Origin of the sequence: Pseudomonas sp. R5(2019), from assembly GCF_009905435.1 — a bacterium.
In the GTDB taxonomy this organism is placed as follows: domain Bacteria; phylum Pseudomonadota; class Gammaproteobacteria; order Pseudomonadales; family Pseudomonadaceae; genus Aquipseudomonas.
Map to the genome: position 1 here is coordinate 52,560 of NZ_JAAAMT010000023.1, position 22,522 is coordinate 75,081.

Consider the following 22,522-nt stretch of genomic DNA (forward strand, 5'->3'; position numbering starts at 1 on the left):
CTGAATGCGGAATGCCTCAGACCACGCCTTGAGCCAGCATGGCGTCCGCCACTTTGACGAAGCCTGCGATGTTGGCGCCTTTCACGTAGTTGATACGACCGTTCTCTTGGCCGTAGTGCACGCACGCGTGGTGGATCGACTGCATGATGTTGTGCAGCTTGCTGTCCACCTCTCCGGCCGTCCACAGCAGACGCATGGCGTTCTGCGACATCTCAAGCCCGCTCACTGCCACGCCGCCGGCGTTGGAGGCCTTGCCCGGCGCGAAGAGAATGCCGGCTTCGATAAAGATATCCACCGCCGTGAGCGTGGTCGGCATGTTGGCGCCTTCTGCCACGCACACGCAGCCATTGGCCAACAGCGCACGGGCATCGTCGGCATCCAGCTCGTTCTGAGTGGCGCACGGCAGGGCGATGTCGCAGGCCAGGCTCCACGGGCGCTGGCCTTCACGGAATTCCAGGCCAAACTGCCCGGCCAGGTCACGAATACGACCGCGCTTGACGTTCTTGAGCTCCATCACCGCCGACCATTGTTCTTCCGTCAGCCCGGCTTCGCAGAACAGCGTGCCTTCGGAGTCAGACAGGGAGATGACCTTGCCGCCCAGATCCATCACCTTGCGCGCCGCATATTGCGCCACGTTGCCGGAGCCGGAGATCGCCACGCGCTTGCCTTCAACCCGCTCGCCTTGGCGCTTGAGCATTTCTTCAGCGAAGTAGACGCAGCCAAAGCCGGTGGCTTCAGGGCGAATCAGGCTGCCGCCGTAGGTCATGCCTTTGCCGGTCAGCACGGAAGTGAACTGGTTGGCCAGGCGCTTGTACTGCCCGAACATAAAACCGATTTCGCGAGCGCCCACGCCGATGTCACCGGCCGGCACGTCGACGTCAGCACCGATGTGGCGGTACAGCTCGCTCATGAAGGCCTGGCAGAAACGCATGACTTCCGCGTCGCTCTTGCCCTTCGGATCGAAGTCCGAGCCACCTTTGCCGCCGCCCATGGGCAGCGAGGTGAGGGAGTTCTTGAAGACTTGCTCGAAGGCCAGGAACTTGAGCACGCCCAGGTTGACCGACGGGTGGAAGCGCAGGCCGCCCTTGTAAGGGCCAATGGCGCTGTTCATCTGGATGCGGAAAGCACGGTTGACCTGGACCTTGCCCTGATCGTCGACCCACGAGACACGGAACACCACCGCACGCTCGGGTTCGACCATGCGCTCGAGAATGCCCGATTGCAGGTAGTGCGGGTTGGCTTCCAGGAAGGGCCACAGGCTGCGCAGCACCTCTTCGACCGCCTGGTGGAATTCAGGCTGGTCCGGGTCGCGTTTTTTCAGGCGCGCCAGGAAATCTTCGACGGATTCGATCATGGAAAGGTCTCGGCAAATTGTTGTCGTTAGGGAAAATTTGCGCGGACTTTAACAATTCATTGAGCCCCACAACAGGGCGATATGTCGTATTTATGAAATTATTTGGTGCAAATCTATAAATACAGACCCCGGAAACAGGAAAGCCCACCCCCACAAAACCCTTCAGGGCCTTGCGGGAGCGGGCTTTCCCGAGAAGCTTTCAGCGCACCCGGAAAGTGCGCTGCAATGCCCTATTACTGAGCCAGCTTCTTGTAGCGAACACGGTGCGGTTGGGCAGCAGCATCGCCCAGACGCTTCTTGCGGTCCGCTTCGTACTCGGTGTAGTTGCCTTCGAAGAACACCGCTTGCGAGTCGTCCTCGTACGCCAGGATGTGGGTAGCCACACGGTCCAGGAACCAGCGATCGTGAGAGATCACAATGGCGGCGCCCGGGAAGTCCAGCAGCGCTTCCTCCAGCGAACGCAAGGTTTCAACGTCCAGGTCGTTGGACGGTTCGTCGAGCAGCAGGACGTTGGCGCCTTCCTTCAGGGTCAGGGCCAGGTGCAGACGGCCACGCTCACCACCGGAGAGGTCCTTGACGAACTTCTGTTGGTCGCCGCCCTTGAAGTTGAAACGGCCCACATAGGTGCGCGACGGGATCTCATAGTTGCCAATGCGAATCTGGTCGGAACCATCGGAAATCATCTGGAACACGGTCTTGTTGCCTTCCAGGTCGTCACGGCTCTGGTCGACGCAGGCCAGCTGCACGGTTTCACCGATCTCGATGGAGCCGGAATCCGGGGTTTCCTTGCCCATCAGCATGCGGAACAGGGTCGATTTACCAGCACCGTTACCACCGATAACTCCGACGATCGCGCCTTTTGGCATGGCGAACGACAGGTTGTCGATCAGCACGCGATCGCCATAACCTTTGTTGACGTTCTTGAACTCGATGACCTTGTCACCCAGGCGCGGCCCGGCCGGAATGTAGATCTCGTTGGTTTCGCTGCGCTTCTGGAATTCCTGCGATTGCATTTCTTCGAAGCGTTGCAGACGGGCCTTGGATTTGGACTGACGAGCCTTGGCGCCTTTACGCACCCACTCCAGTTCTTCCTTCATGGCTTTTTCGTGAGCCGACTGCTGCTTGGATTCCTGCGCCAAGCGCTCGGACTTGGCTTCCAGCCAGCCCGAGTAGTTGCCTTCGTACGGGATACCCGCGCCGCGGTCGAGTTCCAGGATCCAGCCGGCGACGTTGTCGAGGAAGTAACGGTCGTGGGTAATCGCAACCACGGTGCCTGGGAAGTCATGCAGGAAGTGCTCAAGCCAGGCCACCGAATCGGCGTCCAGGTGGTTGGTCGGTTCGTCCAGCAGCAGCATGTCAGGGGCCGACAGCAACAGGCGGCACAGGGCCACACGACGCTTCTCACCACCGGACAAGTGTTCAACCTTGGCATCCCAGGCTGGCAAGCGCAGCGCATCGGCGGCGACTTCCAGCTGGCGCTCCAGGTTGTGACCATCGCTGGCCTGCAGAATGGCTTCCAGCTTGGCCTGTTCGGCTGCCAGCTTGTCGAAGTCGGCATCCGGCTCGGCATAGGCTGCGTAAACTTCGTCCAGACGCGCCTGGGCATCCTTGATGACGCTGACCGCTTCTTCGACCACTTCACGGACGGTCTTGGCCGGATCCAGTTGCGGCTCTTGCGGCAAGTAGCCGACGTTGAGCTCTGGCATCGGACGGGCTTCACCGTCGAACTCGGTATCAACGCCCGCCATGATTTTCAGCAAGGTGGATTTACCCGAACCGTTCAGGCCGAGCACGCCGATCTTGGCGCCCGGAAAAAACGACAGGGAGATATTTTTGAGGATTTCCCGCTTCGGCGGCACAACTTTGCTCAGCCGATGCATGGTGTAGACGTATTGAGCCATGGAGGAACCTAGCGTCAGAGACGGATGAAAAAGAGGGGGATTCGGGTCCAGGGTGCTTTGCGCGCCCGCGTGGGGGGCAAAGCTACCGGAATGCGCGTGACAGGGCAAACCGCGACGAACAGAGCTGGCACTCTGCCACACTTCAGGGCATGCTAGCCGCCCTTCGGGCGTCCAGCTTATAGTGCACGCCTCACGTTAACCTTGGCCCGGGCCCGCCAGGGCACGCGAAGCCGACACTCCCTGCCACGGACAGCCATACCGCAGGATCACAGTTTGACCAATCTCACTCAGCCGTCCTTGCCACTCCCCGCGGATGCGACAGGCATGCCTCTGCGCGGCTCGTTGAAAGGTGCCCTGGCGATCCTCGTGCTGCTATTGCTGGCCCTGCTGTTCTGGCAGCTGCTGGATCAGTTCCAGCGCACCCAAACTGAACAACGGCGCGCCAGCATCAGCTACAGCGAAGACCTGGCGGACCACCTGAACCTGAACATGGCACTCAATGCCCAGGTCAGTCGCAGCCTGCTGCCGACCAACGGCCAACACACCCGCGCCACCGAGCTGGCGAAATCGGTCGCGAAACTGCGCACCACCCTGCCCGCCTTGCACAGCCTGGCCTGGCTGGATGCCAGGGGCGAGATGATCAGCGACAGCGCCGCGGCAAGCCAGGACCAGGTTACCTTGCAGAACCTGGTCACATCGGCCGGCGGTCAGCCCTGGTATTTCAGCGGTGGCGCTGAAGGGGCACCGATCTATCTGCTGATACGTCCCTACGACGACGCGGTCGACGGCTACTGGGCCCTGCGCCTGGACGCGGCCTACCAGGTCGCCCTGCCCCATCGCCACGACCGTGGCACGCAAGCGCTCTGGCGCCTGGAAAACCTCAGGGGCCAAACCATCAGTGCCACCGAAGGCGCAGCGCTGGCCGCGGACATTGCGGCCAACAGTGTGCTGCTGGCACCGCTCGCTCACAGCGACTGGCAGCTGCGCGGGTTGTTCGACGCCGAACGCGAACGCCTGAAACTACTGCCCGCCCTGATCGGTAAATGCCTGATGGTGCTGGTGTGCTCACTGCTGCCGTTGCTGGCGCTGTTCAATATGCGTAAGCGCCAACGCGCCCTGCAGGAAGGCCAGCGGCGCTATCAGGATATTTTCGAGGGCACCGGGGTCGCGCTGTGCGTGCTCGATCTGTCCGGGGTTCAGGCACTGCTCGAGCGCCATCGCCTGCACACCAGCGCCGATCTGGACCGCTGGCGGCAACTCAACCCCGATGAGCGCAACGGTCTGCTGCAACAGTTGAAGATCACCGAGGTCAATCAGGTGGCCCTGCAACTGCTCGGGGTCAACGGCACCGAAGGCGCCTGGAAGATCCTGTTTCAAGGCTGCCCGCTGGATGTGAGTGCCATTGGCTACCAGTTGATCGAGGCACTGCTGGACCGGCAAAGCCAGCGCGAATTCGAGATCAAGCTCAGCAATGGCCAGGGCCAGGACCTGCATTTGTGGCTGATGGTGCGCTTCCCGGCGCAACCGCGTGACGATCAGGCGATCATTCTCAGCATCAGTGACATCACTAGCCGTAAGCGCGTCGAGCTGTCGTTGCTCGAACGCGAAAGCTTCTGGTCGGACGTGGTCCGCACGGTGCCTGACCACCTGTACGTGCAGGATGTGCAAAGCCAGCGGATGATTTTCAGCAACCATCACCTGGGCCAGACCCTGGGCTACGACCGGGCTGAGCTACAACAGATGGGCGAGTATTTCTGGGAAGTGCTGCTACACCCCGAAGATGCCGAGCATTACCACAAAATGCGCCATCGCCAGCGCCTCTGTGGCCATGCAGAACTGCTGCAGTGCCAACTGCGCTTCCGCCATCGCGACCTGCGCTGGCGCCGCTTCGACGTTCGCGAACAGGCCCTGGCCCGCGATCGCAGCGGTCAGGTCACACGCATCATCGGGGTGGCCAAGGACGTCACGGAGCAGATCGAGGCCAGCGAATCGCTGCGCGACAGCGAACACCGCTACCGCATGCTCGCCGAAAGCATCAGTGATGTGATCTTCTCGACCGACAGCGCCTTGCGGCTCAACTATGTCAGCCCGTCGGCGCATTCAGTGCTCGGCTACGACCTCGACTGGATCTTTGCCAATGGTTGGCAGACCACCATCGCCAACCCGGCGCAGCTGACCGGGATCTATTCGCTGATCGAACGGATCAACCGCGCCCTCGGCGATCCCCGGCAACTTGCGTTGTTGCGGCAGATTCCGACCCAGCTGTACCTGTTCGACTGCCTGCGCGCGGACGGGCGCAAGATCCCGATCGAGCTGCGGCTGGTGCTGGCCTGGGACGAAAACGATCACTTCGAAGGCATTCTTGGCGTCGGCCGCGACATCAGCCAGCAACGTCGCGCGGAAAAAGACCTGCGCATGGCCGCCACGGTGTTCGAGCACTCGACTTCGGCGATTCTGATCACCGATCCGGCCGGCTATATCGTCCAGGCCAACGAGGCCTTCAGCCGGGTCAGCGGCTATGCCGTGACTCAGGTGCTCGACCAGCTGCCGAACATCCTCACGGTTGACCAGCAACAGGAAGCGCACCTGCGTTATGTGCTCAAGCAGCTGCACACCCGCGGCACCTGGGAAGGCGAAGTATGGCTCAAGCGCCGCAGCGGCGAGCATTACCCGGCCTGGGTCGGCATCACGGCCGTGCTGGACGACGAAGGCGACCTGGCCAGTTACGTGTGTTTTTTCAGCGACATCAGCGAACGCAAGGCCAGCGAGCAGCGCATTCACCGCCTCGCCTATTACGACGCGCTGACCCACCTGCCCAACCGGACGCTGTTCCAGGACCGCCTGCACACCGCGCTGCAACAGGCCGAGCGGCAGAAGTCCTGGGTGGTGCTGATGTTTCTCGACCTCGACCGCTTCAAGCCGATCAACGACTCGTTGGGCCACGCCGCAGGCGACCGCATGCTCAAGGAAATGGCCACGCGCCTGCTGGGCTGTGTGGCCGATGACGACACCGTGGCGCGCATGGGCGGCGATGAATTCACCCTGCTGCTGCAGCCTCGCGCCACCCGTGAAATGGCCTTGAACCGTGCCATCAGCGTGGCTGAGCAAATCCTCGGCAGCCTGGTCAAACCTTTTGTGCTGGAGAACCGCGAGTTCTTCGTCACCGCCAGCGTCGGCATCGCCTTGAGCCCCCAGGACGGCAGCGAGCTGAGCCAGCTGATGAAAAACGCCGACACCGCGATGTACCACGCCAAGGAACGCGGCAAGAACAACTTCCAGTTCTACCAGGCTGACATGAACGCTTCGGCGCTGGAGCGCCTTGAGCTTGAAAGCGACCTGCGCCATGCCCTGGAGCAGGAAGAATTCGTGCTCTACTACCAGCCACAGTTCAGCGGCGACGGCAAACGCCTGACGGGTGCCGAAGCCCTGCTGCGCTGGCGCCATCCTCGCCGTGGCCTGGTGCCGCCGGGTGATTTCATCCCAGTGCTCGAAGAGCTGGGCCTGGTGGTGGATGTCGGCGACTGGGTGCTGGCCGAAGCCTGTCGTCAACTCAAGACCTGGCACCAGAACAAGGTGCGGGTACCGAAAGTATCGGTCAACATTTCCGCCCGGCAGTTCTCCGACGGCCAGCTGGGCGAGCGCATCGCCAACATCCTCAAGGACACGCGCCTGCCGCCGGCCTGCCTGGAACTGGAGCTGACCGAAAGTATCCTGATGCGCGAAGTCAACGAAGCCATGCTGATTCTCGACCGTTTGAAGTTCCTCGGCCTGAGCATTGCGGTCGATGACTTTGGCACCGGCTATTCGTCGCTCAACTACTTGAAGCAGTTCCCGATCGATGTGCTGAAAATCGACCGTACCTTCGTCGACGGCCTGCCGGAAGGCGAACAGGACGCCCAGATCGCCCGCGCCATCATTGCCATGGCCCACAGCCTGAACCTGGCGGTGATCGCCGAGGGCGTGGAAACCCACGACCAGCTCGATTTCCTCCGCGAACACGGCTGCGACGAGGTTCAGGGCTACCTGTTCGGGCGGCCGATGCAGGCCAGCCAGTTTGAAGCGCACTTCAGCAACGAAGCCCTCTTCATGTTCGATTGAGGGCGCAAGCCGCACTATGACTTCCGCTTGTCTGCGACATGATGCCCTTTCATATGCCAGACAAAAGCCGATGGGGTAGAATGCCCCCCTTTTCAGCACGATCCTTGAGGACCGCCATGTTCAGCCGTGATTTGACCATTGCCAAGTACGACGCCGATCTCTTTGCCGCCATGGAGCAAGAAGCTCAGCGCCAGGAAGAGCATATTGAGCTGATCGCCTCGGAAAACTACACCAGCCCAGCCGTCATGGAAGCCCAAGGCTCCGTGCTGACCAACAAGTACGCCGAAGGTTACCCGGGCAAGCGTTACTACGGTGGCTGTGAGTACGTCGACGTGGTCGAGCAACTGGCTATCGACCGCGCCAAGGAGCTGTTCGGCGCTGACTACGCCAACGTCCAGCCGCACGCAGGCTCGCAAGCCAACAGCGCTGTTTACCTGGCCCTGCTGCAAGCCGGCGACACCATCCTGGGCATGAGCCTGGCCCACGGCGGTCACCTGACCCACGGCGCCAGCGTTTCGTCCTCTGGCAAGCTGTACAACGCCGTCCAGTACGGCATCGACGGCAACGGCCTGATCGACTACGACGAAGTCGAGCGTCTGGCGGTCGAGCACAAGCCGAAAATGATCGTGGCCGGTTTCTCTGCCTACTCGCAGGTTCTGGACTTCGCCCGTTTCCGCGAAATCGCCGACAAGGTCGGGGCCTACCTGTTCGTCGACATGGCTCACGTCGCCGGTCTGATTGCCGCTGGCGTCTACCCGAACCCGGTTCCGTTCGCTGACGTCGTGACCACCACCACCCACAAGACCCTGCGCGGTCCACGTGGTGGCCTGATCCTGGCCCGTGCCAACGCCGAGATCGAGAAGAAGCTGAACTCGGCCGTATTCCCGGGCGCCCAGGGCGGCCCGCTGGAGCACGTGATCGCGGCCAAGGCGATCTGCTTCAAGGAAGCGCTGCAGCCTGAGTTCAAGACTTACCAGCAACAAGTGGTGAAAAACGCCCAGGCCATGGCCGGCGTGTTCATCGAGCGCGGTTTCGACGTGGTTTCCGGTGGTACTCAGAACCACCTGTTCCTGCTGTCGCTGATCAAGCAGGAAATCTCCGGTAAAGACGCCGACGCCGCTCTGGGCAAAGCCTTCATCACCGTGAACAAAAACTCCGTACCGAACGATCCACGCTCCCCGTTCGTCACCTCCGGCCTGCGCTTCGGCACCCCGGCTGTGACCACTCGTGGCTTCAAGGAAGCCGAGTGCCGTGAACTGGCTGGCTGGATCTGCGACATCCTGGCTGACCTGAACAACGAAGCGGTGATCGACGCCGTTCGCGAGAAGGTCAAGGCCATCTGCGCCAAGCTGCCGGTATACGGCGCTTGATAGCGGTTGCTTGAACTGAAGAAGCCCGGCCCTTGCGCCGGGCTTTTTTGTGCACAACATACATCTGGGTAGGAGCCAGGCTTGCCTGCGATGGCGCCCGCACCGACGCCATCGCAGGCAAGCCTGGCTCCTACCGGGATATGAACATTCAGGCAGTGAGGGCTGCGAAGCCTGCCCGAATCTTTTCTTCGGGCAGTTCATCGGCGATGAACACCATCACGCTTTCCCGCGTTTCACCTTCAGCCCATTCGGTATCCCAGTCGAAACCGTACAACTTCAGCACCCCCTGAAACACCAGCCGCCGTGGCTCACCGGCGATGTTCAGCACACCCTTGTAGCGCAGCAATTGCTTGCCATGGGCTTCTAGCAGTTCATTCATGAACTCGCTGAGCTTGTCGATATCCAGCGCCTGATCCGTGCGCAACACCAGGCTGGAGATCCGGTCGAGGGAGTTGCCCTTGAGCAGCGGGCGCAGGTTCAGGCCGCCGCCCAGATCGGCATTGAGGTTGAAGCCGCGTACATCCAGCAGTTCTGCCAGATCGATCTTGCCGTGTTCCACCACCCGAACCGGCGCACGCCGGTTGATGCGGGTCAGGCGCTCGCTCAGGGCTTCGAAGCTGGCCTTGTCGACCAGGTCGGTCTTGCTCACCAGCAGCCGGTCGGCAAAGCCGACCTGGGCCTGCGCAATGGTCTGGGCCAGGTGCACATCGGCATGCGCGGCATCGACCAGCGTGATGATGCCATCGAGGATGTAGCGCTCACGCAGCTCTTCATCAATAAAAAAGGTCTGGGCCACCGGTGCCGGGTCGGCCAGGCCGGTGCATTCGATCACCAGCCGGTCGAAGGCGATTTCGCCGTTGTCCAGCCGCTCGAGCAACAGGTACAGGGCCTTGGTCAGGTCGGTGTGAATGGTGCAACAGACGCAGCCGTTGGCCAGGGTCATGACCTGCACCGGTTCGTCGCCCAACAATTGGGTGTCGATGCCGGCATCGCTGAACTCGTTCTCGATCACAGCGATTTTCAGGCCGTGCTCGGCCTTGAGCAGGTGACGCAACAAGGTGGTCTTGCCCACACCAAGAAAGCCGCTCAGCACCGTGACAGGAATAGGGGTGAATTCGGACATTGAACGCTCGCTAACGCTTGATGGCTCTTTATAAAAGAAAACGCGCCACGACAAAGCGTGGCGCGTGGGGTTACGACGGACTCAGCAGCAGCGCGGGGAACCCTTGCCGCCGCCGTAGCGCGCCTCCTGACGCTCGCGGAAGAACTCCTCGTAGGTCATCAGCGGCTTGTCCGGATGCTTGGTTTGCATATGCTCGACGTAGTTGTCGTAATCGGGCATCCCCACCATCAGGCGCGCGGCCTGACCGAGGTATTTGCCGAGCCGACTCAGGTCATTGAACATGCTTGCAATCCTCTGGTTTATGCATCTGGAATCGCCTGGAATGGCGTCTCCTTGTCGGTACGTTCCTTTTTACCCCAGGACGCAATACCGACCTTCAGGGCATAGAACAGGATGCTGAACACCACGAACAGGAACAACACGGTCAGCGTTGCGTTGGTGTAAGCGTTGAAGATCACGTGCTGCATCTGCGTAATGTCCTTGGCCGGGGCCAGAACCTGCCCTGCATCCAACGCTACGCTGTATTTTTTCGCCAGGGCCAGGAAGCCGACCGCCGGGTTCGGGTCGAACAGCTTGATGAAGCCCGCGGTGGTGGTGCAGATCAGCAGCCAGGTCGCCGGCAGCAGGGTGACCCAAATATAGCGCTGACGCTTCATTTTGATCAGCACAACCGTGGCGAGCATCAGTGCGATACCGGCCAGCATCTGGTTGGAGATGCCGAACAGCGGCCACAGGGTGTTGATACCACCCAGCGGATCGATCACGCCTTGATACAGCAGATAGCCCCACAGGGCCACGCAGCCTGCGGTGGCGATCAGGTTGGCAGTCCAGGATTCGGTGCGTTTAAGTGCTGGCACGAACGAGCCAAGCAAGTCTTGCAGCATGAAACGTCCGGCACGGGTACCGGCGTCCACTGCAGTGAGGATAAACAGCGCCTCGAACAGAATCGCGAAGTGGTACCAGAACGCCATGGTGTTCTCACCCGGCAACACAGCGTGCAGGATCTGCGCGATCCCCACCGCCAGGGTCGGCGCACCGCCGGCACGGGCCAGGATGGTGGTTTCACCGATATCCTTGGCGACCGCCTCCAGGGCCTCGGGCGTAATGGCAAAGCCCCAACTGCTGACCGTCTGGGCGACCGCGACGACATCAGTACCGACGATGGCAGCCGGGCTGTTCATCGCAAAGTACACGCCAGGCTCGATCACCGAGGCTGCAACCATGGCCATGATCGCCACGAACGATTCCATCAGCATGCCGCCGTAACCGATGTAACGGGCGTTGGTTTCGTTATCCAGAAGCTTGGGTGTGGTCCCGGAAGAGATCAGCGCGTGGAAGCCGGACACCGCACCACAGGCGATGGTGATAAACAGGAACGGGAACAGGCCGCCCTTCCAGACCGGGCCAGTGCCGTCGGTAAACTGGGTCAGGGCCGGCATTTTCAGATCGGGCATGGTGACCAGGATGCCAATCGCCAGGGCCACGATGGTGCCGATTTTCAGGAAGGTCGACAGATAGTCACGCGGCGCCAGCACCAGCCAGACTGGCAGCACCGCCGCCACAAAGCCATAACCGACCAGCATCCAGGTAATCTGGATACCGGTGAAGGTAAAGGCCTTGGCCCAGACCGGATCCGCTGCAATCTGGCCCCCCAGCCAGATCGAGCCGAGCAACAGCAGCACCCCGACAATCGAGATTTCGCCGATGCGGCCCGGGCGGATGTAGCGCATGTAGACGCCCATGAACATCGCGATCGGGATAGTCGCCATGACCGTGAAGATCCCCCACGGGCTCTCCGCCAGGGCCTTGACCACGATCAACGCCAGCACCGCGAGGATGATGATCATGATCAGGAAGCAGCCGAACAGGGCGATGGTGCCCGGAATCCGGCCCATTTCCTCACGGACCATGTCACCCAGCGAACGGCCGTTGCGGCGTGTGGACAGGAACAGCACCATGAAGTCCTGCACGGCACCGGCCAGCACCACGCCGGCGATCAGCCACAGCGTGCCCGGCAGATAGCCCATTTGCGCGGCCAGAACCGGCCCGACCAATGGGCCCGCACCGGCGATGGCGGCAAAGTGGTGACCGAAAAGAATGTGTTTGTTGGTCGGCACATAGTCCAGACCGTCGTTGTTGAGAACCGCCGGGGTGGCCCGCCGAGGGTCCAGTTGCATCACGCGCGTGGCGATGAACAGACTGTAATAACGGTACGCGACCAGGTAGATGGCAACCGCCGCTACCACGATCCACAAGGCGTTAATGGCTTCGCCTCGACGCAGGGCTACCACACCCAACGCGCACGCTCCTAAAACCGCCAGCACCAGCCAGGGCAAATGGCGTAGCGGGCTATTATTATTTTTCATGATTTGATTCCAGCTAAGTGGATACGAAAGAACAACGGTTGAAGTCTAGCGAGTGTAGAGAGAAATAGCGCCCTTTGATCTAGAGCCTTCACCTACGACCAAAGTCTAGTTATCCGACCAATACACCCTTCTTGACAAGCGACAGCCTGCCCCCTCGAGACTATAGTCAAATCATCGATCAGGAGGCCGCCATGACCGAGCCCCAACTGGAGCGCCGCCGTTTCAAACGCATCCCTTTCGATGCCCCTGTCGAACTGGTTCGCGAGGGGCATCGCTGGCGCACCACATTGGCGGATGTGTCACTCAAGGGGTTGCTGGCCAAATGCCCTGAGGATTGGTCCGCCACCGTTCATCAAGTGTTCGATATCGATATTCAGCTCAGCCCCGAGGTGCACGTGCACATGAAGGGCGAATTCAACCATGAGACGAATGATCAGCTGGGGTTCACCTGCCGCTATCTCGACCTCCATTCGAGTGAACATTTGCGGCGGTTGATCGAACTGAACCTGGGTGATGAAAAAGAGCTCCTGCGCGAACTGCGCCAATTCATCGAACTTTAGAATCTTTTAGCCAGCTATCGACCTGCCCCGCTCTCCTGCCCTTCTGTCGCGCAGTGGCCGAAAGCCGCTGCGAATGCCCGCATAACCCCGTAAATCAACGGGTATTCTTGTATACCGTATTACCCGCAAGCTCGGCTCAGCGACGTGAAAAATCGTGCCAAAAGAGCTGACCGATCGATCAGGATCTAAAATGTAAAACTGTATACAGTTTGTCTGGCAATCTGTAACGGTTGTTGTCTACAGTAGGCCGACAACAATAAAACGAGATGCCGTCTCCATGAATACGTCCGCCCCTAGCACGTCTTCAGTACAACGTCCCGAAGACGAAAACCTGGGCCTCGGCGCCAACCTGGCGTATGGGCTGCAGCACGTCTTGACGATGTACGGAGGGATTGTCGCCGTACCCCTGATTCTCGGGCAGGCCGCAGGCCTTGCTCCAGCTGATATCGGTCTGTTGATTGCCGCTTCGCTGTTCGCCGGTGGCCTGGCGACCTTGTTGCAAACCCTGGGTATTCCGTTCTTCGGTTGTCAGTTACCGCTGGTACAGGGCGTCTCGTTTGCCGGTGTGGCGACCATGTCGGCGATTCTCACTACAGCCGACGGTGGAGGGCTGCCCTCGGTGCTGGGGGCGGTGATGATTGCCTCACTGATAGGGCTGGCAATCACGCCAGTGTTCTCGCGGATCACCAAGTTCTTTCCGCCACTGGTCACCGGTATCGTCATTACCACCATCGGCCTGACCCTGATGCCCGTCGCGGCACGCTGGGTGATGGGCGGCAATAGCCGCGCCGAGGATTTTGGCAGCATGGCCAACATTGGCCTGGCCGCCCTGACCTTCGTGATTGTGCTGGTACTGAGCAAACTGGGCAGCGCGGCGATCTCGCGCCTGTCGATTCTGCTGGCCATGGCGATCGGCACCCTGATTGCCTGGTCGCTGGGCATGGCGAACTTCTCCAACGTCGGCAACGGCCCGATGCTGGCGATGCCTTCGCCCTTCCACTTCGGCCTGCCGACCTTCCACATCGCCGCGATTCTGTCGATGTGCATCGTGATCATGGTGACGCTGGTGGAAACCAGTGCCGACATCCTGGCGGTCGGTGAGATCATCGACACCAAGGTCGACTCCAAGCGCCTGGGCAATGGCCTGCGTGCCGACATGCTGTCGAGCATCCTGGCGCCCGTTTTCGGCTCCTTCACCCAGAGCGCCTTCGCCCAGAACGTCGGCCTGGTCGCGGTGACCGGGGTGAAAAGCCGTTATGTGGTCGCCACCGGCGGCTTGATCCTGGTGGTGCTGGGCTTGCTGCCAGTGATGGGCCGGGTGATCGCAGCGGTCCCCACCTCAGTGCTCGGCGGTGCCGGTATCGTGCTGTTCGGCACCGTGGCGGCGAGCGGTATCCGCACCCTGTCCAAGGTCGACTACCGCAACAACATGAACCTGATTATCGTGGCCGCGTCGCTGGGCTTCGGTATGATCCCGATTGCCGCCCCGAATTTCTACGACCACTTCCCGGGCTGGTTCGGCACCATCTTCCACTCGGGCATCAGCTCGGCGGCGATCATGGCGATTCTGCTGAACCTGGCGTTCAACCACTTCAAGGCCGGCAACTCCGACCAGCAATCGGTATTCGTCGCGGCTTCCGAACGGACCTTGAATGTGCTGGACATCGCCGCACTGCGTGATGGCGACTACTTCCAGGACGGCAAGCTGTACAACGCCGATGGCCAGGAGGTGCCGGTACTGGGCGGGGATCACGACCATGCACCCGCGCAGGCCAAGCGAAAGGTTGAGTCGGTGCCGGTGACTGGAGGCTGATCAGAACATCACTGTAGACCCCATTCGCGGGCAAGCCCTGCTCCCACATCCGCAAATTTTCAATGCGGAATGTGGGAGCAGGGCTTGCCCGCGAAGCTTTTGAGGGGCTACTCGAACAACGCATCCAGCGCCTGTTCCAGGCGAGTCACCGCCACCACCGTCAACCCCGGTGGTGCTTCCTTCGGGGCGTTGCCCTTAGGCACGATGGCCCGTTTGAAGCCGTGCTTGGCTGCCTCTTTCAAGCGTTCCTGCCCACTCGGCACGGGGCGCACCTCACCCGACAGCCCCACCTCGCCAAACACCAGCAAGCCATGGGCCAACGGCCGGTTGCGCAGGCTGGACATGACCGCCGCCATCAAGGCGAGGTCCGAGGCGGTTTCCAGCACCTTCACCCCGCCCACCACGTTAAGGAACACGTCCTGGTCGTGGGTCGGAATCCCCCCGTGGCGGTGCAGCACCGCCAGCAGCATCGCCAGACGGTTCTGATCCAGCCCCAAGGTCACGCGGCGTGGGTTGGACAGATGGCTGTCATCGACCAGAGCCTGGACCTCGACCAGCATCGGCCGGGTGCCTTCCCAGGTCGCCATCACCACACTGCCCGGGACTTCCTCCTGAGCACGAGTCAGAAAGATCGCCGAGGGGTTGGAGACTTCTTTCAAGCCGCGATCGGTCATGCCGAACACGCCCAGCTCGTTGATTGCACCAAAGCGGTTCTTCACCGCCCGCAACAGGCGCAGACGGCCATCGGATTCCCCCTCGAAATACAACACGGTATCCACCATGTGTTCGAGTACCCGCGGTCCGGCCAGGGCGCCTTCCTTGGTCACGTGGCCAACCAGAAAGATCGCCGTGCCGCTCTGCTTGGCGTAGCGCACCAGCAACGCCGCGCTCTCGCGCACCTGGGAGACACCGCCCGGCGCCGACTGCAGCTGTTCAGTGAAAATGGTCTGGATAGAGTCGATCACCATGACCTTGGGCTTTTCGACCTTGGCCGTGGCGATGATGGTTTCGATGCAGGTCTCGGTCATGACCCGCAATTGATCCTGGGGCAGCCCCAGGCGACGGGCGCGCATGGCAACCTGCTGCTGCGACTCCTCGCCGGTCACATACAGCGCTGGCATGCGCGTGGCGATATTGCACAGGGTTTGCAGCAGGATGGTCGATTTGCCGATACCCGGGTCGCCGCCGATCAACACCACCGAACCGTCGACCAGGCCGCCACCGAGCACCCGGTCCAGCTCGGCACTGGCGGTGGTGAAGCGCGGGATCTCTTCAACGCTGACTTCGGCCAGCGTCTTGATCTGGGCCTGCTGCCCGGCCCAGCCGGTACGCCCGCTTGGGGGCGCGGCGGCACCGCTTTCGATCACGGTTTCGACCAAGGTGTTCCAGGCACCGCACTCGCCGCATTGGCCGGCCCATTTGGGGAAGGTCGCGCCGCATTCGGTGCAGCCGTACATGCGCTTGGCCTTGGCCATTTCGAATTCCTGCCTGCAAAAGCCGCCATGATAGCTGAGCCCAGCCACGCCATGGGCAATGATGGTCTTGAGGAAAATCGAACAAAACGATTCGGCATGACGCCGATCAGTTGCAGCAGGCGTCAAGCACTAATCGCATAGCTGAATTACACTGGCTTGACCAACCTCCACCTGTAACAGGGAATTAACCATGGGCGTAATCAGTGAGTTCAAGGCCTTCGCAGTCAAAGGCAACGTGGTCGATATGGCCGTCGGTATTATTATCGGCGCGGCCTTCGGCAAGATCGTTTCATCTTTTGTCGGCGATATGGTCATGCCACCGATAGGTCTGCTGGTTGGAGGAGTCGATTTCAGCGATCTGGCGGTTACGCTAAAAGCGGCCGAAGGCGATGCACCGGCAGTGATGCTTGCCTATGGCAAGTTCATTCAAACCGTCATCGATTTTCTGATTGTGGCATTCGCAATTTTCATGGGCATTAAGGTTATCAATCGACTCAAACGCGAAGAGGCGGTCGCGCCAACATTGCCGCCCGTGCCAAGTAAGGAAGAAGAACTGTTGAGTGAAATACGCGACTTGCTGAAAACCCAGAATAATCGACCTTAGAACCAGCCAGTCATTAATAGAACACGGCGCGCAAGCGCCGTCATTCTTTCAGACTTACCAATAGTTCTCGACGGCGACCTGCCCAGGCCGTCGCGACAAACTCAAGTGCAATTCCCGTTGCTTTAACAGGCGCCGGGTGTCATCAATCATTTGCGGATTACCGCAGAGCATCAAACGTGAATGTTCCGGCGTCAGTTCAAGGCCCGCCGCACGCTCTAAAATGCCCTTTTCAATCAAATCAGTGATCCGCCCGTTCAGCACGCCCGGATGCTGCTCGCGTGTCACCGTCGGTATAAATTGGAGCTTGCCGGCATGCTCGGCGAGGTAATCGCGATCGGTCAGGCCGGCAATCAGCGGCTGATACGCCAACTCCCGCGCTTCGCGTACCGAATAGACCAGTTTGATCTGCTCGAAACGCTCCCACACCTCGAAATCCTGCAGGATCGACAGAAACGGCGCGATGCCGGTTCCGGTCGCCAGCAGCCATAGATCGCGGCCGTCCCCAAAGCGATCCAGGGTCAGGTAACCAAAGGCCTGACGGTCAATCAACAGGCTGTCGCCTTCTCGCAAGCGACTCAATTCACTGGTGAACTCACCGCCCGGCACCACGATGGAGAAAAAGTCCAGGTACTCATCAAACGGTGAGGACACCATCGAATAGGCCCGCCAGACCACGCTGCCATCGGCCTTGGTCACCCCAAGCCTGGCGAATTGGCCGGCACGGAAACGAAAGCCCGGGTCGCGGGTGGTACGCAACGTAAACAGACTGGGGGTCAGTGGCTGTACGTCGAGCAAGGTTTGACGAGTGAACTTCTCCGCGCTGGCAGTCATGACGTGCTCCATGGGACCGATGCTGACAGTGTGGCGCAAAGCGCGGTCGACAAACACCGGTGGTTTGTGTGGTATCGGCACACGCCCCCGTCTGGTGCTACACACAAGATTGAAATAAAACGCTGCAAGAGGCACTCATTAAGTGCTGTTCTTGCGTTATTAACCAAATTGCTAAATAGACACTGCAAGTTGCTCTTGCGAATTGTTAGACAATCTATCCGATTTGGATAATGCCATTTTGGCATGACGAAAAATTTCCTACCCACACTCTAGGAGATATCCTACACTCGCACTTCGTGCAGATGGATCCATATCTGAGCCACAGGAGGGCATGCTCGTGGAACTATGGACGGAGGATCAACTGAAGCAGTTGATGGACACTAAAAATCCCGAAGCATCCTTTGCTTTCGCTCTTTCGATGGCAAAGCAACTGGGCTTCGAGTTCATGGCCTTCGGCATGCGTACGCAAGTAGCGACCATGCATCCAAAAGTAGTCATATTCAACAACTACCCATCCGAGTGGATGAATACCTATTACGCGAAAAATTACATCACGATTGATCCCGTGGTCATCCACTGCCACACCTCATTGATGCCCCTCCTTTGGAGCGATGAGACTTTCAAAGAAGCCCCGGCCTTCTGGCAAGAGGCGCAAAGTCATGGTTTGAAGTTCGGCTGGTCGCAATCGGCCCGCGACTATCGCGGCTGCGAAAGCATCTTGAGCGTTGCCCGTAGTGAACCGCCAGTCAGCCCCCAAGAGTTCTACGAAAAGTCACCGCATACCGTCTGGCTGTGCAATATCCTGCATACCTTGATGAGCAGCCATGTTTCGTTGAACCCCGAAGAAACCGCGCACCTGAGTGAGCGCGAGATCGAAGTGCTGAAATGGTCGGCGATGGGAAAAACTGCCGCTGATATCGCCATCATCCTGCGTTTGTCCGAGCGCACTGTTAACTTCCACGTCAAGGGCGCCATCAGCAAGATGAACGCCGCCAACAAGACCAGTGCCGCCGTGCGCGCTGCACTGGGCGGGCTGTTTTGAATAAACCGGGTCCGCGACCACTTGTGACTCACTCTGGGGCCAAAAGCACGTAGAATCGCGCCTTGTTGCATTCAAGCCGATATCCAGAGCCCCGCCCCATGCCCTTGCTGACCAGCCCCTTCGCCGAACTCGACCTGATCCGCCAACCTGAGCAAGCGAACGAACCGCTGCAAGCCTTTGACGCGGCCGATGAATACCTGCTCGCTGCGCTGCATGCCCAGGCGCTGCCGGCCAGCACGCGGGTGCTGATCCTCAATGACAGTTTCGGGGCACTTGCAATCAGCCTCAATGCCCACTTCCAAATCGTGACCAGCGGTGATTCCTACCTGGCCAACCTGGCCTTGCAGAAGAACCTGGTGCTCAATGGCCAGCCATTCGATGCGATCTCCCTGCTGCCGGCCAGCAGCAACTGGACAGGTGAGTTCGACCGTGTATTGGTCCGCGTGCCGAAAACCCTGGCCCTGCTTGAAGAGCAACTGATCCGTCTGCAGGGCCACCTGGCACCGGGCGCGCAAGTCATTGCCGGCGCCATGGTCAAGCACTTGCCGCGCGCCGCAGGCGACTTGCTGGAAAAGTACATCGGCCCGGTGCAGGCTTCACTGGCTCAGAAGAAAGCTCGCCTGTTGACCGCCAGCCATGAGCCCAAGGCCCCCGTGCGCTCCCCCTACCCCACGCGCTACCGCCTCGAGCAACCGCCCATCGAGCTGCTGAACCATGCCAACGTGTTCTGCCGTGAAGGTCTGGACATCGGCACCCGTGCCTTCCTGCCACACCTGCCGAAAAATCTCGGTACTGCGCGGGTTGCAGACCTGGGATGCGGCAACGGTGTGCTGGCCATTGTCAGCGCCCTGGAAAACCCGCAGGCCCACTACACGCTGGTCGATGAGTCGTACATGGCCGTGCAATCGGCCCTGGAAAACTGGCAGGTGGCACTGGGCGAGCGCGATGTCACCGCCCAGGCCGGCGATGGCCTGGCTGGCCTGCCCGCCCAGTCGCTGGACGTGGTGCTGTGCAACCCGCCCTTCCACCAGCAGCAGGTGGTGGGTGATTTCCTCGCCTGGCGGATGTTCCAGCAGGCGCGCGAAGCCTTGGTGGTGGGGGGCGCGCTGTATATCGTCGGCAATCGTCATCTGGGTTATCACAGCAAGCTGGCGCGCTTGTTCCGCGGCGTCGAACAGGTCGCAGCAACGCCGAAGTTCGTGGTGCTCAAAGCCCGCAAATAGCCGGAAAAAAACCCTCCGAAGAGGGTAGGAAAGCCACTGCAAGCGCAGTGGGATGGGAGAGTGAGCGGCGGCTCAGTGGGACTTCATCCCGGCCGCCGCCATGAACAGTCGCATCAGCCAGGCGGCAATGCCCAGCGCGGCAACACTGCCGCACCAGATCAACACCAGCCAGCCCAGACGCTGCCAGAGCGGTTTTTTCTGCTCGGGCGTTGGAAGCGTTTGCTTGTCGCTCATCGACGGGCCTCCGGACTAGTGGTAGCCATCTTCGTGGGTCACCTTGCCGCGGAACACGTAGTAGCTCCAGAAGGTGTAACCGAGGATGAACGGGATGATGAACAGCGTGCCGACCAGCATGAAACCCTGGCTTTGTGGCGGCGCCGCGGCATCCCAGATTGAAATCGACGGAGGCACGATATTCGGCCACAGGCTGATACCCAGGCCGCTGTAGCCGAGGAAAATCAGCACCAGCGTCAGCAGGAACGGCGTGTAATTGGCATTGCGCGCCACCGCCCGCAGCAAACCGTACATAGTCACCAACACCAGGATCGGCACCGGCAGGAACCAGAACAGGTTCGGCAGGCTGAACCAGCGCGTGGCGATTTCCGCATGGGCCAGCGGTGTCCAGATGCTGACGATACCGGTCACGGCCAACAGCACGAAGGCCAGTGGACGGGCCAGGTCGTGCATCTGCCGTTGCAGCTTGCCTTCGGTTTTCATGATCAGCCAGGTGCAGCCGAGCAAGGCGTAGGCGACGATCAGGGCCAGGCCGCAGAACACGCTGAACGGCGTCAGCCAATCCAGCGAGCCGCCAGCGTAGGCGCGGTTGACCACCGGCAGGCCATCAATGAAGGCACCCAGCGCGACGCCCTGGAAAAACGTCGCCACCAGCGAACCGCCAATAAAGGCCTTGTCCCAGATGTGGCGCTTGTCGTCTTTGGCCTTGAAGCGGAACTCGAAGGCCACGCCGCGGAAAATCAACCCGATCAGCATGAAGATCAGCGGCAGGTAGAGGGCCGACAGCACCACCGCGTAAGCCAGCGGAAAGGCCCCGAACAGCGCCGCGCCGCCCAGTACCAGCCAGGTTTCGTTACCGTCCCAGACGGGGGCGACGGTATTCATCATCACGTCGCGGTCAGAATCGCCCTTGATAAAGGGAAAGAGAATGCCGATCCCCAGGTCGAAGCCATCCATGACCACATACATCATGATCCCGAAGATGATGATCACAGCCCAGATCAGCGGAAGATCCATACCCATGATTCAGTTCCCCTTGCTCAGGCTATCGCTGTAACCGTCTTCGCTGCCTTCTTCGGCGGCGGAAAGCGGACGTGCCGGTGTGCGTGCCTTGCCTGGGCCACCAGGCGTGTGTTCCTTGCCCTCGTCGGTCTTCGGCCCTTTTCGCACCAGGCGCATCATGTAGCCAAGGCCCACGCCGAACAGCGAGAAGTACACCACCACGAACAGCGCCAGCGTCAGGCTCATCTGCCCGATGCTGTGATTGGAGGACGCATCGACCGTGCGCTGCAGGCCGTACACGACCCACGGCTGACGGCCGACTTCAGTGGTGAACCAGCCGGCCAGGATCGCAATCAGGCCTGAAGGCCCCATCCACAAGGCCAGTTTGAGGAACGCACGGTTCTCGAACAGAGTGCCGCGCTTGCGCAGCCACAAGCTCCAGAGCCCGGTCAGGATCATCAGCATTCCCAGGCCGACCATGATCCGGAACGACCAGAATACGATGGTCGAGTTGGGCCGATCTTCTGGCGCGAACTCCTTCATCGCCGGGACTTGCTTGTCCAGGCTGTGGGTCAGGATGAGGCTGCCCAGATAGGGAATTTCAACCGCGAAGCGGGTTTTCTCTGCTTTCATGTCCGGCCAGCCGAACAGGATCAATGGGGTCGGCTCGTCGCCGACGTTCTCCCAGTGGCCTTCGATCGCCGCGATCTTCACCGGCTGGTGCTTGAGGGTGTTGATGCCGTGGAAGTCGCCGATCACGGCTTGCACCGGGGCAACGATCAGGGCCATCCACATCGCCATCGACAGCATTTTGCGAATCGCCGGGTTGTCGCGCCCACGCAGCAGGTGCCAGGCCGCCGAGGCGCCGACAAAGAAGGCAGTGGCCACGAAGGCGGCGGTCGCCATGTGCATCAGGCGATAGGGGAAGGACGGGTTGAAGATCACCGCGATCCAGTCCACCGGAATGACCCGGCCATCGATGATTTCGTAACCTTGAGGCGTTTGCATCCAGCTGTTGGAGGCCAGGATCCAGAAGGTCGAGACCAGCGTGCCGATCGCCACCATGACCGTGGAGAAGAAGTGCAGGCCACGGCCAACGCGGTTCCAGCCGAAGAGCATGACGCCCAGGAAGCCGGCTTCGAGGAAGAACGCAGTGAGTACTTCGTAGGTCAACAACGGCCCGGTCACGGCGCCGGCGAAGTCGGAGAAGCGACTCCAGTTGGTCCCGAACTGATAGGCCATCACCAGCCCCGAAACCACGCCCATACCGAAGTTGACGGCGAAGATCTTCGACCAGAAATGGTACAGGTCACGGTAAACGTCTTGTTGCGTTCTCAGCCACAGGCCTTCGAGCACCGCCAGGTAACTTGCCAGACCGATGGTGATGGCCGGGAACAGGATGTGAAAGGACACGGTGAACGCAAACTGGATTCGGGCGAGATCGATAGCCTCCAAACCGAACATATGGCTTCCTCTGTCAAGTGTACCGGCGAAAGGCTGGATGGCCTGCGCCAACAGTCCTCATG

General features: G+C 60.5%; 17 protein-coding genes. 7 read left to right on the forward strand and 10 right to left on the reverse strand.

The genetic code is table 11. The features are described 5' to 3' along the window. Window positions 1-16 precede the first annotated feature (16 nt). Both gdhA and ettA read right to left on the reverse strand, forming a co-directional pair. A complete protein-coding gene (gene gdhA / locus GUY40_RS16250) occupies window positions 17-1,354 on the reverse strand; it encodes an NADP-specific glutamate dehydrogenase (protein WP_166569926.1) in 1,338 nt (445 codons plus the stop codon). A gap of 233 nt (window positions 1,355-1,587) precedes the next feature. After that, window positions 1,588-3,255: an energy-dependent translational throttle protein EttA gene (gene ettA, locus GUY40_RS16255; protein WP_166569927.1), complete on the reverse strand. Its 1,668-nt coding sequence runs from the start codon at window positions 3,253-3,255 to the stop codon at window positions 1,588-1,590. Between the two features lie 273 nt (window positions 3,256-3,528). Here ettA and GUY40_RS16260 point away from each other — a divergent pair, with 273 nt between their 5' ends. Then, window positions 3,529-7,353, forward strand: a complete 3,825-nt coding sequence (locus GUY40_RS16260) for a bifunctional diguanylate cyclase/phosphodiesterase (protein WP_218585458.1) — start codon at window positions 3,529-3,531, stop codon at window positions 7,351-7,353. 116 nt (window positions 7,354-7,469) lie between these two features. Then, on the forward strand, window positions 7,470-8,723 hold the full coding sequence (gene glyA / locus GUY40_RS16265) for a serine hydroxymethyltransferase (RefSeq protein ID WP_166569928.1): 1,254 nt from the start codon (window positions 7,470-7,472) through the stop codon (window positions 8,721-8,723). Between the two features lie 148 nt (window positions 8,724-8,871). On the opposite strand, the gene yjiA is transcribed toward glyA, so the two are convergent. The 3 genes from yjiA to GUY40_RS16280 all read right to left on the reverse strand — a co-directional run bounded on the left by yjiA (window position 8,872) and on the right by GUY40_RS16280 (window position 12,212). Then, a complete protein-coding gene (yjiA, locus tag GUY40_RS16270) occupies window positions 8,872-9,846 on the reverse strand; it encodes a GTPase (RefSeq protein WP_166569929.1) in 975 nt (324 codons plus the stop codon). Between the two features lie 81 nt (window positions 9,847-9,927). Next, the gene (locus GUY40_RS16275) at window positions 9,928-10,128 is read right to left on the reverse strand and encodes a YbdD/YjiX family protein (protein ID WP_166569930.1); all 201 of its coding nucleotides are present in this window, start codon (window positions 10,126-10,128) and stop codon (window positions 9,928-9,930) included. Window positions 10,129-10,145: 17 nt separating this feature from the next. Beyond that, window positions 10,146-12,212, reverse strand: coding sequence for a carbon starvation CstA family protein (locus GUY40_RS16280; RefSeq protein WP_166569931.1), 2,067 nt, complete (start codon window positions 12,210-12,212; stop codon window positions 10,146-10,148). Window positions 12,213-12,403: 191 nt separating this feature from the next. Between GUY40_RS16280 and GUY40_RS16285 the strand changes: the two genes are divergently transcribed. Continuing rightward, window positions 12,404-12,772, forward strand: coding sequence for a PilZ domain-containing protein (locus tag GUY40_RS16285; RefSeq protein ID WP_166569932.1), 369 nt, complete (start codon window positions 12,404-12,406; stop codon window positions 12,770-12,772). A gap of 277 nt (window positions 12,773-13,049) precedes the next feature. Then, window positions 13,050-14,585 carry a nucleobase:cation symporter-2 family protein gene (locus tag GUY40_RS16290; protein ID WP_166569933.1) on the forward strand — a complete coding sequence of 512 codons (1,536 nt, stop codon included), beginning with the start codon at window positions 13,050-13,052 and terminating at the stop codon, window positions 14,583-14,585. A 107-nt stretch (window positions 14,586-14,692) separates the two neighbouring features. Here the strand turns inward: GUY40_RS16290 and radA are convergent, their stop codons facing one another. Next, entirely contained in the window at window positions 14,693-16,060 is a 1,368-nt protein-coding gene (gene radA, locus GUY40_RS16295; protein WP_166569934.1) for a DNA repair protein RadA, read from the reverse strand. A gap of 190 nt (window positions 16,061-16,250) precedes the next feature. On the opposite strand from radA, the gene mscL reads away from it, so the two are divergent. Continuing rightward, window positions 16,251-16,664: a large-conductance mechanosensitive channel protein MscL gene (gene mscL, locus GUY40_RS16300; RefSeq protein WP_166569935.1), complete on the forward strand. Its 414-nt coding sequence runs from the start codon at window positions 16,251-16,253 to the stop codon at window positions 16,662-16,664. A gap of 54 nt (window positions 16,665-16,718) precedes the next feature. Here the strand turns inward: mscL and GUY40_RS16305 are convergent, their stop codons facing one another. Continuing rightward, window positions 16,719-17,495: a ferredoxin--NADP reductase gene (locus GUY40_RS16305; protein WP_166569936.1), complete on the reverse strand. Its 777-nt coding sequence runs from the start codon at window positions 17,493-17,495 to the stop codon at window positions 16,719-16,721. A gap of 331 nt (window positions 17,496-17,826) precedes the next feature. Between GUY40_RS16305 and GUY40_RS16310 the strand changes: the two genes are divergently transcribed. Both GUY40_RS16310 and GUY40_RS16315 read left to right on the forward strand, forming a co-directional pair. Next, a complete protein-coding gene (locus GUY40_RS16310) occupies window positions 17,827-18,537 on the forward strand; it encodes an autoinducer binding domain-containing protein (RefSeq protein ID WP_178117846.1) in 711 nt (236 codons plus the stop codon). A gap of 98 nt (window positions 18,538-18,635) precedes the next feature. After that, the gene (locus tag GUY40_RS16315; RefSeq protein WP_166569937.1) at window positions 18,636-19,760 is read left to right on the forward strand and encodes a methyltransferase; all 1,125 of its coding nucleotides are present in this window, start codon (window positions 18,636-18,638) and stop codon (window positions 19,758-19,760) included. A 72-nt stretch (window positions 19,761-19,832) separates the two neighbouring features. Here GUY40_RS16315 and GUY40_RS16320 read toward each other — a convergent pair whose 3' ends face one another. The 3 genes from GUY40_RS16320 to GUY40_RS16330 are packed head-to-tail and all read right to left on the reverse strand — an operon-like array spanning window position 19,833 to window position 22,460. Next, a complete protein-coding gene (locus tag GUY40_RS16320; protein WP_166569938.1) occupies window positions 19,833-19,994 on the reverse strand; it encodes a DUF2474 domain-containing protein in 162 nt (53 codons plus the stop codon). A 15-nt stretch (window positions 19,995-20,009) separates the two neighbouring features. Then, window positions 20,010-21,017 carry a cytochrome d ubiquinol oxidase subunit II gene (gene cydB / locus GUY40_RS16325; protein WP_166569939.1) on the reverse strand — a complete coding sequence of 336 codons (1,008 nt, stop codon included), beginning with the start codon at window positions 21,015-21,017 and terminating at the stop codon, window positions 20,010-20,012. A gap of 3 nt (window positions 21,018-21,020) precedes the next feature. Beyond that, a complete protein-coding gene (locus GUY40_RS16330) occupies window positions 21,021-22,460 on the reverse strand; it encodes a cytochrome ubiquinol oxidase subunit I (RefSeq protein WP_166569940.1) in 1,440 nt (479 codons plus the stop codon). Window positions 22,461-22,522 lie beyond the last annotated feature (62 nt).